General features: G+C 57.7%; 7 protein-coding genes. 2 read left to right on the top strand and 5 right to left on the bottom strand.

Annotated elements, in window-relative coordinates; genetic code table 11:
- Nucleotides 1–32 precede the first annotated feature (32 nt).
- The 5 genes from malZ to phoB all read right to left on the bottom strand — a co-directional run bounded on the left by malZ (nucleotide 33) and on the right by phoB (nucleotide 7,204).
- Nucleotides 33–1,850, bottom strand: coding sequence for a maltodextrin glucosidase (malZ, locus tag KGP22_RS04740; RefSeq protein ID WP_223581420.1), 1,818 nt, complete (start codon nucleotides 1,848–1,850; stop codon nucleotides 33–35).
- A gap of 163 nt (nucleotides 1,851–2,013) precedes the next feature.
- A complete protein-coding gene (proY, locus tag KGP22_RS04735) occupies nucleotides 2,014–3,387 on the bottom strand; it encodes a proline-specific permease ProY (RefSeq protein WP_223581418.1) in 1,374 nt (457 codons plus the stop codon).
- Nucleotides 3,388–3,468: 81 nt separating this feature from the next.
- On the bottom strand, nucleotides 3,469–4,788 hold the full coding sequence (gene brnQ, locus KGP22_RS04730) for a branched-chain amino acid transporter carrier protein BrnQ (protein WP_111963434.1): 1,320 nt from the start codon (nucleotides 4,786–4,788) through the stop codon (nucleotides 3,469–3,471).
- Between the two features lie 409 nt (nucleotides 4,789–5,197).
- Complete coding sequence (gene phoR, locus KGP22_RS04725; RefSeq protein WP_063620941.1) at nucleotides 5,198–6,493, bottom strand: phosphate regulon sensor histidine kinase PhoR; 1,296 nt, start codon at nucleotides 6,491–6,493, stop codon at nucleotides 5,198–5,200.
- Between the two features lie 21 nt (nucleotides 6,494–6,514).
- Nucleotides 6,515–7,204 (bottom strand): phosphate response regulator transcription factor PhoB, encoded by a 690-nt coding sequence (gene phoB, locus KGP22_RS04720; RefSeq protein WP_008503265.1) that lies wholly within the window; start codon nucleotides 7,202–7,204, stop codon nucleotides 6,515–6,517.
- Between the two features lie 187 nt (nucleotides 7,205–7,391).
- On the opposite strand from phoB, the gene sbcD reads away from it, so the two are divergent.
- Complete coding sequence (gene sbcD, locus KGP22_RS04715; protein ID WP_223581416.1) at nucleotides 7,392–8,597, top strand: exonuclease subunit SbcD; 1,206 nt, start codon at nucleotides 7,392–7,394, stop codon at nucleotides 8,595–8,597.
- Nucleotides 8,594–11,725: an exonuclease subunit SbcC gene (gene sbcC, locus KGP22_RS04710; protein WP_223581414.1), complete on the top strand. Its 3,132-nt coding sequence runs from the start codon at nucleotides 8,594–8,596 to the stop codon at nucleotides 11,723–11,725. The genes sbcD and sbcC overlap by 4 nt, the downstream gene beginning before the upstream one ends.
- The last annotated feature ends 20 nt before the right edge of the window (nucleotides 11,726–11,745 follow it).

Below are 11,745 nucleotides of genomic sequence, written 5' to 3'. Positions count from 1 at the left end.
GCGCCATCTTAAAAGGTGGAAACATTAGCGCATTAGCTACCGAACCAGATCGTCGCGGATATCGCAGGCAGCGCCAGCACGCCGTCCTGAATCGTGGCCTTGCCCTCTTTACTCTTCCACGCCGCCACCTTCAGCAGCGGCGAATCATCCAGCACCACTTCGCAGGCCTCGCCCCGGTTGATCGCCACCAGCACGCGCTGCTGGTTATAGATGCGAGCAAACACCACCACGTTATCGTGGGCGTACACCACCTGACAGCCGCCATAGCGCAGGGCGAGACTCTGCTTACGCAGCTTCGCCAGGCGCTGATACAGGCTGAACAGCACCGTGTCCTGTTTCGCTGGCTCCCACGGGAAAGTTTTGCGGCAGAACGGATCGTTGTTGCCGTCCAGCCCCACTTCGTCTCCATAATAAATACACGGCACGCCCGGCCAGGTGAAAAGCCAGGTCACCGCCAGCGGCAGACGCGCGACATCCTTGCCGAGCAGGGATTTAAAGCGCGCGGTATCGTGGCTATCGAGCTGGTTAAACATCCGCAGCTGCTGCTGATGCGACAGGCCGGCGCGGTAGTTCTCCATCCACGCCATGCAGGTTTCAGCATCGATATGATTCGGATCGTAGGAGATATCGGTGTTGGCGAGGAATCCCCACAGCGGGAAGGTAAAGCCGCGATAGTTCATCGCCGCATCTTCCGCATCGTTCTGCAGCCACTGGCGCGCGTCGCCAAAGTGCTCGCCAAAGACGAACGCCTCCGGCTGAGCCGCTTTCGCCGAGCGCGTGATCCCGGCGACGTGCTGAAGGTTATTCCGCGCTCCGCCCGCTTCACCGAGCATATGCACCACGTCCAGGCGCCAGCCGTCCATATTCCATGGTGCCTTCAGCCAGTGGCGCACGATGCTGTCTTCCCCGCCGTAAATCTCGTTCACCAGAGACGGCGACTGGAAATCCAGCTTCGGCAGGCTTGGGTAACCCAGCCAGTCCAGCGCACGCCCCTCCTCGTTAAAGCTGTACCAGTCGCGCTGCGGCGAGTCCGGGTTATGACATGCCCCGCCCATCGACTGGTTATGCCGGTCAAACCACGTATGCGAATCTCCGCTGTGGTTGAACACGCCGTCCAGAATCAGGCGCATGCCTTCGTTTTGGGTGTTCTTACGCAGGCGCAGCAGCGCCTCGTCACCGCCAAACTGCGCGTCAACGTGGCGATAATCTTCGGTATCGTATTTGTGTACGCTCGGGGCTTTAAATACCGGGTTGAGATACAACGCCGTCACGCCGAGTTTTTTCAGGTACGGCAGCTTTTCGCTGATGCCGTCGAGATCGCCGCCGTAGAAGGTCGATCCGCCCGCCTGCGCGGTTAATGGCTCGTCCCACGCTTTCAGAATAATGTCATGACCCGCCGCATGGTGGTGATAGATCTTATCCTGGTCGGCAGTGCGCTTTTCGCTGCGCGCAAAACGGTCCGGGAAAATCTGGTAAAAGACCTGATCGTTAACCCACTGCGGGCCGTTATCCGGGTAATCGACCGCAAACTGTTCCAGCCGTGCGGGCGGGAAACGACTAAATCCCTGCGGGGTAAACCACAGCTGGCGGTTGTTCCATAAAAGCTTAAAGCTGTAGCGGCGGCGCGGCTGCCCGCTGCGCAGGTCGATATTCACCCGCCAGGCGGCGATCCCCGGCTGCGGCTGGCTGCGCAGCTTGTGCATTTTCAACCCGGTCTCTTCGTTATCGATTTCGGCGCGGAGCGTCACGCGTTCAGGCTGATTTTCCCCCGCCAGCCAGAGCGTAATCACAAGGTTGTCTTTGTTTTGCTTAACAAATGGGGCAACCGGAAGGTGCCAGGCGTTTAACATCACGAATCCCCTTTGATGAAATTGACGTCACCTTGCCACAGGGTGGTTAAGGATAGCTCACCATGATGGGATTTATTGGGGGAGGAGGACGGGGGAGGAGGCACCAGTGCAGCCTGGTGCCCTCACCCCAACCCTCTCCCACAAGGAGAGGGTGAAAAAAAGATTACTGCGCTTCCGCCAGCTGACGGTCGCGGCGGCATTTAAACACCCAGCCCACCAGCAGCAGCACAATCCACGCGCAGCCCACGTACAGGGAAATGCGGGTGTCCGGATGGTAGCCAATCAGGCCAATGATAAACACCAGGAAGAGCAGCCCCACGACGGTCGTCGCAACGCCGCCCGGTACTTTGAACTTCAGCGCTTTCGCCTCATCCGGCGACAGGCGACGGCGGAACGCAATCTGCGACAGCAGGATCATGATCCACACCCAGACGGTTGCGAAGGTCGCCAGGGACGCAATCACCAGGAAGACGTTCTCCGGCATGATGTAGTTCAGGTAAACCGAGAACAGCAGCGCTACGGTCATCACCACAACGGTTACCCACGGCGTGCCGCGGCGTGAGGTTTTGGCGAACACCTTCGGCGCACTGCCCTGCTCCGCCATGCCGTGCAGCATACGGCCTACGCCAAAGACGTCACTGTTAATCGCGGAAAGCGACGCGGTCAGCACCACAAAGTTCAGAATGCTGGCCGCAAACGCAATGCCCATATGCTGGAAGGTCAGGACAAACGGGCTACCGTTGGTGCCTACCTGGTTCCACGGGTAAATGGACATGATCACGAACAGCGTACCCACGTAGAACACCAGAATACGCATCGGCACAGAGTTGATGGCGCGCGGAATGGATTTCTCGGGGTCTTTTGCTTCCCCGGCAGTGATACCGATAATCTCGATACCGCCGTAGGCGAACATCACCATCTGCAGCGACATCACCATCCCGAGCCAGCCGTTGCTGAAGAAGCCGCCGTTGCTCCAGAGGTTGTGGATCCCGGTCGGCTGCCCGCCGTTGCCAATCCCCCAGATGATAATCCCGAAACCGGCCACAATCATGATGATGATGGTCGCGACCTTGAAAAAGGAGAACCAGAACTCCAGCTCGCCGAACACCTTCACGCTCATCAGGTTGACGGCGCAAATGATCAGCACCACGCTCAGTACCCAAATCCAGTGCGGCACCGCCGGGAACCAGACGCCCATGTAGATGCCAAACGCCGTCACGTCGGCAATCGCAACAATCAGGATTTCGAAGCAGTAGGTCCAGCCGGTGATAAACCCGGCCAGCGGGCCGAGGTTTTCCTGCGCGTAGCGGGAGAATGAGCTGGCGGAGGGGTTGTGAACCGACATTTCGCCGAGGGCGCGCATGATGATATACGCCGCCACGCCGCCGATAATGTACGCCAGCAGAACGCTGGGACCGGCCATTTTGATGGCATCTGCCGAGCCATAAAAAAGACCGGTGCCGATAGCAGAGCCCAGCGCCATAAAGCGGATGTGGCGCGTGCTCAATCCACGTTTAAGTTTGTTAGTGCTTTCCATTTAAATCTTGCCATTCAACACGAAAAAAACAAAAAACCACGGGGCCTTAAGCCCCGTGGTTAAACAGTTTGTTGCCGTTGATTAATGAGCGTTCGATGCGACCTGACGCCCTGCAGCACGGTCCCAGATAATCGCCAGAACCAGTGCAACAACGGTAGGCATCAACCAAGCCAGCCCCTGCTCGGACAGCGGCAGACGCTGTGTCCATGCCGGCAGTATGTGCGCGAAAGCTGATGCTTTAATCCCGTCAAGGATACCAAAAATCAGGCTGATAAACATGGCTGGCGCAATAATTCGTGAAGAGTTGTTCCACCACGGACGAGTAAAGCTCAGCACTACCAGCACGATGCACGGCGGATAAATCGCCGTCAACACCGGAATAGAGACCTGAATCAGGTGGCTCAGACCGAGGTTAGACACCGCCATGGAGAAGATACCGAGGATAAACACCAGGGTGCGGTAAGAAAGCGGCAGATACTGTGCAAAGAACTCTGCGCAGGCGCAGGTCAGGCCAACCGCGGTAACCAGACAGGCCAGGAAGATCAGCGCTGCCAGCAGCATACTGCCCGCACCGCCGAAGGTGTGCTGCACGTAGGCGTGAAGGATAGCCGCACCGTTGGCGTTCTGCTCAACCAGCATGGCGCTATCGGAACCCAGACGGAACAGCGCCAGATACAGCAGGGTCAGCCCTACACCAGCCATCAGGCCAGCCCAGATGGTGTAGCGGGTCAGCAGACGCGCTTCGGTCACACCGCGGGAACGCGCGGCGTTAACGATAACGATACCAAACACCATCGCGCCTAGCGTATCCATCGTCAGGTAGCCGTTCACGAAGCCGTTAGAGAACGCGGCATTTTTATAGGCGTCCATCGCGTCGCTAATCGGGCCGGCGGGCCAGACGATGGCCGCTACCGCCAGAACAATCAGCGCCACAATTTTCAGCGGAGCCAGGAAGTTACCCACGGTATCCAACAGCTTGCCCGGATAGAGGGAAACCAGAATCACGATCGCGAAGTAGATCAGGCTGTAGATAAACAGCGGCATCGCGCCGTCACCGGTCAGGGGAGCAATACCCACTTCGAAGGACACGGTTGCCGTACGCGGGGTCGCAAACAGAGGGCCAACGGCGAGATAGCAGACGGTTGCCAGCAGAACGCCCGCCACTTTGCCAATCGGGGTGCTGAGGCTATCCACACCGCCGCCGACTTTCGCCAGCGCGATGACGGTCAGCACCGGCAGACCCACGGCAGTAATCAGGAAACCAAACGCGGCGGTCCAGACGTGTTCACCCGCCTGTAAGCCAACCATTGGAGGGAAAATGATGTTGCCTGCGCCAACGAACAGCGCAAATGTCATAAAGCCCAGCGCGATGATGTCACGCGATTTTAAGTGATGGGTCATAAAACCTTACTGCCTGTGGATGTGGTGTTGAAAACATTGAGATTTTCGGTATCCCTCACGGGACGATGCAGCCGAAAATTTGCTCAATTTCAGCGGGAAATGCTCCCGTCCTGGCGTGGAGAAGAATAGTTTTTCGATTTACCACGCAAATACAGTCGGTCTGACAGTATCTGGGGCGCAATTTAAACGCTTATAACGTTTAAAGGCAAGGTGGGATCTCAAAACCAGAACAATATGCCAGTATGAAAATATGCACCAGCACAATACGCTGTTTATAAGAAAAACCCATGGCTAATCATGCGAACAAAAAACAGCCAGCCGTATAAAATTCATCCGCGTTTCGCTTGACTGCAAAGCAAACGGGCCAGCGATGGCTGACCCGTGGAAAGGTAAAATGACACGCCCGCCGTCAGGCGATCTTTTTGGCAATTAATCGTTCCGGAATAACGAAACTGAAGCGGGTTCCTTTACCCAGGGTACTCTGAATATCGAGACGGCTTTCATGGTGATTGACCGCGTGTTTCACAATTGCCAGCCCCAGGCCGCTTCCGCCTGTCTGGCGGGATCGCGCTTTATCCACACGGTAAAAGCGCTCGGTCAGACGCGGAATATGCTCCGGCGCAATCCCCGGCCCGTTGTCCTCCACGCTAAACTCGGCCCCCGTTGGGGTATGGTGCCAGCGCACCACGATATCCGTCCCCTCCGGCGTATGATTCACCGCGTTATACACCAGGTTGGAAATGGCGCTGCGCAGCTCATCTTCGCTGCCCAGCACCTTCAGCGTGTTGTCGACGTCAAAGGTCAGGTGATGCTTTTTGTGGCTTAACGTCTGCGCTTCACGCTCCACGACCCGCAGCATCATTGGGACATCAATGGTGTCATTTAGCGCGAGCGTTGGCGCCGCTTCAATCTTCGAGAGCGTCAGCAGCTGCTTCACCAGCCCTTCCATCCGGTGCGTTTGCTCACGCATGGTGTGCAGCGCTTTTTCACGCGGCGCACCTTCCAGCGTTTGCTCCTGCATCATCTCCAGGTAGCCCTGCAGCACGGTCAACGGGGTTCTCAGTTCGTGGCTGACGTTGGCGAAGAAGTTGCGACGCGCCCCTTCCAGCTGGTGCATCTGGGTAACATCGCGCGCCACCATCAGCCACTGCTTATCGCTGTAGGGCATCACGCGGATTTCCAGATGGCGACCATTATTGAGCTTCAGATTGTGCGGACGGCTGAAATCACGCTTTTTCAGGTACAGCGTAAACTCAGGATAGCGCAGAAGGTTGAGGATATTCTGGCCATTGTCATCCGGCCAGCGCAGGCCCAGCAGCTGCTGCGCCAGGCCGTTACACCAGAAGATCGTCCCTTCTTCGGTGGTCAGAATCACGGCATCCGGCAGCGACTCTGCGCCGCTGCGAAAACGCTTAATCAGGCTTCCCAGCTCGCGGCGACGCTTTTTATTACGCATCTGCATCTGATGCAGGCCGTACAGCAGCGGCTCCCAGCTGCCGCTTCCCGGCGGCGGCGTCATGCTTCGGTCAACCCACAGCCACCAGGAAAGGCGCAGCAGGTTCCAGAAATGCCAGATGAGCAGCCCGGTGACCGACGCCAGCAGAAACCACGGCAGGTGTCCAAGAAAGGCCCCCAGAATGAAGGCCGGAATACAGCATAAGATCAGTTCAAAGACGAGCCTTTTCCATGACAGACGTTCCAGCACGCGTCACACTCCTGTCATTGTTCAGAAACGGGTAGAAAAACGATAACCCGTGCCGCGGACCGTCTGCACCATGCGATCGTGGCCGCTCAGTTCCAGCGCTTTTCGCAGGCGGCGGATATGTACGTCAACTGTCCGGTCTTCGACATACACGTTAGTTCCCCAGACGTTATTCAGCAACTGCTCGCGGCTGTAAACGCGTTCCGGGTGGGTCATAAAGAAGTGCAGGAGTTTAAATTCGGTAGGCCCCATGTCGAGGGGATTCTCACCGGTCATCACGCGGTGAGAAGTAGGATCAAGGCTCAGCCCCTGCATTTCGATCACCTCTTCCACCGCCATCGGTGAAATACGGCGCATCACGGCTTTAATGCGAGCCACCAGCTCTTTTGGGGAGAACGGTTTAGTAATGTAATCGTCCGCACCGGTCTCCAGACCGCGCACGCGATCCTCTTCTTCTCCGCGCGCCGTGAGCATCACAACCGGGATATCGCGGGTCAGCGCTTCACGCTTCAGGTGTTTGATAAACTGCAGTCCGGAGCCGCCGGGCAACATCCAGTCCAGCAGAATCAGATCGGGCCAGGGTTCATTCAGCTGGTTCACTGCGCTGTCATAATCTTCCGCTTCAACCGGCTGGAAGCCGTTTTGCTCGAGCACGAAGCACACCATTTCACGAATTGGAGCTTCATCTTCTACGACCAGAATACGTCTCGCCATACTTTGCCCTGTCTTATCTTATTTACGTTACAAGTTTGTAATTCGGCGCCATTATGCGTCAGATTTATGACAGATTTATGAAAAACAGTACCACTATAAATGGCAAACCGTTGTTTTATTACAGCGGTTATTTTCCCTTCTCTGAACGTTTATAATCCTGCTTTCTCTTTTTTGCCACGGATCAGCTATGCGCATACTACACACCTCGGACTGGCATCTGGGTCAAAATTTTTACAGCAAAAGCCGTGCGGCTGAACATGAAGCGTTCCTGAACTGGCTGCTGGAAACGGCCCGGACGCATGAGGTGGACGCGATTATCGTGGCGGGAGATATTTTTGATACCGGCTCGCCGCCGAGCTACGCGCGCGAGCTGTACAACCGCTTCGTGGTGAATTTGCAGCAAACAGGGTGTCATCTGGTGATTGTCGCCGGCAACCACGATTCCGTCGCAACGCTAAATGAATCCCGCGACATCCTGGCGTTTCTCAATACCACCGTCGTCGCCAGCGCCGGGCACGCCCCGCAGATCCTGAAAAAACGCGACGGGTCGCCGGGGGCGGTGCTGTGTCCGATACCGTTTTTACGTCCGCGCGACATCGTGCAAAGCCAGGCGGGGCTGTCGGGCACGGAAAAGCAGCAGCATTTATTACAGGCCATCACCGACTATTACCACCAGCAGCACGCCGAAGCCTGTGCACTGCGGGGTGACCAGCCGATTCCGGTGATTGCAACCGGGCACCTCACCACCGTCGGGGCCAGTAAAAGTGACGCCGTGCGCGACATCTATATCGGCACGCTGGATGCCTTTCCGGCGCAAAACTTCCCGCCAGCCGACTACATCGCGCTCGGCCACATCCACCGCGCTCAGGTCATCGGCGGCTGCGAGCATATCCGCTACTGTGGCTCACCTGTTTCGCTCAGCTTTGACGAAACGGGCAAAGCCAAATCCGTGCATCTGGTGAGTTTTAGCGAGGGCAAACTCAGCGCCGTCGAGACGCTGGAGGTGCCCGTCACCCAGCCGCTGGCGGTGCTGAAGGGCGATCTCGACGCCATTACCGCCCAGCTGGAGCAGTGGCGCGGCGTCGAGCAAGATCCCCCCGTCTGGCTGGATATCGAAATCACCACCGACGACTACCTGCACGATATGCAGCGAAAAATCCAGGCGCTGACCGAAGACTTGCCGGTAGAGGTGTTACTGGTGCGCCGCAGCCGCGAGCAGCGCGAGAAAATTCTGTTAAGCGCTCAACGCGAAACGCTCAGTGAGCTTCGGGTTGAAGAGGTGTTTGAACGCAGGCTCTCGCAGGAGGAAATCGACGACACGAAGCGCGCAAGACTCAGCGAACTGTTCAGCCATACCCTGCATGCGCTCAATGATGAGGAAGAAAACGCGTGAAAATTCTGAGCCTGCGCCTGAAAAATATCAACTCCCTCAAAGGCGAGTGGAAAATTGACTTTACCGCTGAGCCGTTTGCCAGCAACGGGCTGTTTGCCATAACCGGCGCGACCGGGGCAGGTAAAACTACCCTGCTCGACGCCATCTGTCTGGCGCTTTATCACGAAACGCCGCGCCTGAATAAGGTCTCCCAGGCGCAAAACGATCTGATGACGCGCGACACCGCCGAGTGCCTGGCTGAAGTGGAGTTCGAGGTAAAAGGCATCGCTTACCGCGCCTTCTGGAGCCAGAACCGGGCGCGCAACCAGCCTGACGGGAACCTGCAGGCACCGCGCGTTGAGCTGGCGCGCTGCGAAGATGGCAAAATCCTGGCCGACAAAGTGACGGATAAACTGGAGCAAACCGCCGCGCTCACCGGGCTGGACTATGGCCGCTTTACCCGCTCGATGCTGCTCTCACAGGGGCAATTTGCTGCCTTCCTCAACGCCAAACCGAGCGATCGTGCCGAGCTGCTGGAAGAGCTGACCGGCACCGAGATCTACGGCCAGATTTCCGCCATGGTGTTTGAAAAACACAAAGCCGCCCGCAGCGTGCTTGAAAAGTGCGAGGCGCAGGCGGCGGGCGTCGTGCTGTTGAGTGAAGAGCAACAGCAGCAGTTACAGCAAAGTTTGCAGGCACTTACTGACGAAGAGAAAATCCTGCTGGAACAGCAGCAAAGCCAACAGAAAGATTTTCAGTGGCTTACGCGCCATGAAGAGCTCGTAAGAGAGCAACAGCGCGTCAACGCGCTCCAGCAGCAAGCGCAACAGGCGATGGCGGACGCAGCACCTGAGCTGGCAAAACTCCAGCTTGCTCTGCCCGCCGCCCAGCTTCGACCGCTTTGGGAGCATCAGCAGGAACAAACCGCACGCCTGACGCAAACGCAGCAGCGTATTATCGAAGTAAATACTCGCTTACAAGCCAAAACCGCACTGCGCGCGCGGATCCGCAACTCTGCACTGCGTAACCACGAGCAGCTACAGACCGAACTGACGTCGCTGGCGCAGTGGCTGGCGGAGCACGAGCGTTATCGCCTGCTGGGGCAGGAGATCGCCGGATGGCGTGCCCAGTTCTCGCAGCTTAACCGCGATAAAACGCAGTTAGCCTCGCTTGCGGCGCGGATAGGTGAATTACGCAACAAGCTGGCTGAGATGCCGGAAAATGCGCTGACGCTAACGGCGGACGAAGTCAGCGTGGCCATGGAGCAGCAGTCCCGGTCACGCACGCTGCGCCAGCAGTTGACGTCGCTGCATGCCCGCTATCAGCCGCTGCAAAAGCGCCTGCGCCAGAGCGGTGAAAGCGTGCAGAAGGCGCAGGCCGAACAAAATAAACTCAATGAAACGCTGACGCTGCGCCGCCAGCAGTACAAAGAAAAAAACCAGCACTATCTCGACCTGAAAGCCCTGTGCGAAACCGAAGCAACAATCAAGAAGCTGGAGCATTACCGTTCGCAGCTTGAGGCGGGTAAACCCTGTCCGCTGTGCGGTTCCTGCGAACATCCGGCCGTTGAGCAATATCAGTCGCTTGAGCTGACGGATAACCAGCGCCGCCGTGATGCCCTGGAAAAAGAGGTCGCCGCGCTTAAAGAGGAAGGCCTGCTGGTGCTGGGACAGGTTAATGCCCTGACTCAGCAGATCCAGCGTGAAACAGACGACGCGCAGACGCTTTCTCAGGAAGAGCAAGCGCTCACTAAAGAGTGGATGGCGGCCTGCACGTCCCTGAACATTGCGTTGAATATTCAGGATGATATCGCACCATGGCTGAACGAACAGGAACAGTACGAGCGCCAGCTTTATCAGCTCAGCCAGCGTCTGACCCTGCAAAACCAGTTGAACGAGCAGGAAGCGCAGGAGCGACAGTATCAGCAGCAGCTGGCGGCCACGCGCCAGGCGCTGGAACATGCCCTGCTCGCGCTCTCACTTAACGCACCTGAAGAGGGTCAGGAAGCCGCCTGGCTTCAGGCCCGTGAAGCTGAATTCGCGCAGTGGCAGGAGAAGCACGCGCAGCACGGCGTGCTTCAGGAACGCATAAACGCCCTGAAGCCGCTGCTCGACGCGCTTCCGGAAACGCACAGCGAAGAGGCCGAACCGGTTATCCCTGATAACTGGCGCGCCATCCACGACGAATGCGTGTCGCTGCAAAGCCAGCTCACCGCGCAGCAGCAGCAGGAAAAGCTGGAGCAAGAGCGCCTGCAGCAGTCGCAGACGCAGTTCACCGCGGCGCTCGCAGCGAGCTGCTTTGCCGATCGGGAGGCGTTCCTTGCCGCCCTGCTGGATGACGACGCTATTCGTCGCCTCGAACAGCTGAAGCAGTCGCTGGAAAATCAGATACAGCAGGCCGCGGCCCTTTCCGGGCAGGCTAATCAGCAGCTGCAGGCTCATCTGGCGCTGCGGCCGGAAGGGCTCAACGAAGATGCTCCTGCGCTGCAAAGCCAGCTGCAGCAGCTGGCGCAACGGCTTCGCGAGAACACCACGCATCAGGGTGAGATCCGTCAGCAGCTTAAGCAGGACAGCGATAACCGGCAGCACCAGCTGGCGTTGATGCAGGAAATTGAAGAGGCCGCGCGCCAGGCAGACGACTGGGGGTACCTGAACGCGCTGATCGGCTCGAGCACCGGCGACAAGTTCCGCAAGTTCGCCCAGGGGCTGACGCTGGACAATCTTGTCTGGCTTGCTAACCAGCAGCTTAACCGTTTACACGGGCGTTATTTATTGCAGCGTAAGGCCAGCGACGCGCTGGAGCTGGAAGTGGTGGATACGTGGCAGGCGGATGCGGTTCGTGATACCCGCACGCTCTCAGGCGGCGAGAGCTTCCTGGTCAGCCTGGCGCTGGCGCTGGCGCTTTCCGATCTGGTGAGTCATAAAACGCGAATCGATTCCCTGTTCCTGGATGAAGGGTTCGGCACGCTCGACATTGAGACGCTGGATACGGCACTGGATGCGCTCGACGCACTGAACGCCACCGGGAAAACCATCGGCGTGATCAGCCACGTAGAGGCGATGAAAGAGCGTATTCCGGTGCAGATCAAGGTTAAGAAAATTAACGGGCTGGGGTATAGCAGGCTGGATAAGGAATTTGCGGTGGGGTGAAGGGTGGCACGGTGCGTTCT

This window comes from Enterobacter sp. JBIWA005 (assembly GCF_019968805.1).
Lineage (GTDB): Bacteria > Pseudomonadota > Gammaproteobacteria > Enterobacterales > Enterobacteriaceae > Enterobacter > Enterobacter vonholyi.
Note: the sequence above shows the minus strand (reverse complement) of the source record. Positions and strands in the feature narration are given on the sequence as shown.

What these genes read in the sequence shown, in the direction of transcription:
- proY (WP_223581418.1), bottom strand. Translation starts at nt 3,387, where the DNA reads ATGGAAAGCACTAACAAACTTAAACGTGGATTGAGCACGCGCCACATC.
- sbcD (WP_223581416.1), top strand. Translation starts at nt 7,392, where the DNA reads ATGCGCATACTACACACCTCGGACTGGCATCTGGGTCAAAATTTTTAC.
- brnQ (WP_111963434.1), bottom strand. Translation starts at nt 4,788, where the DNA reads ATGACCCATCACTTAAAATCGCGTGACATCATCGCGCTGGGCTTTATG.
- malZ (WP_223581420.1), bottom strand. Translation starts at nt 1,850, where the DNA reads ATGTTAAACGCCTGGCACCTTCCGGTTGCCCCATTTGTTAAGCAAAAC.
- phoB (WP_008503265.1), bottom strand. Translation starts at nt 7,204, where the DNA reads ATGGCGAGACGTATTCTGGTCGTAGAAGATGAAGCTCCAATTCGTGAA.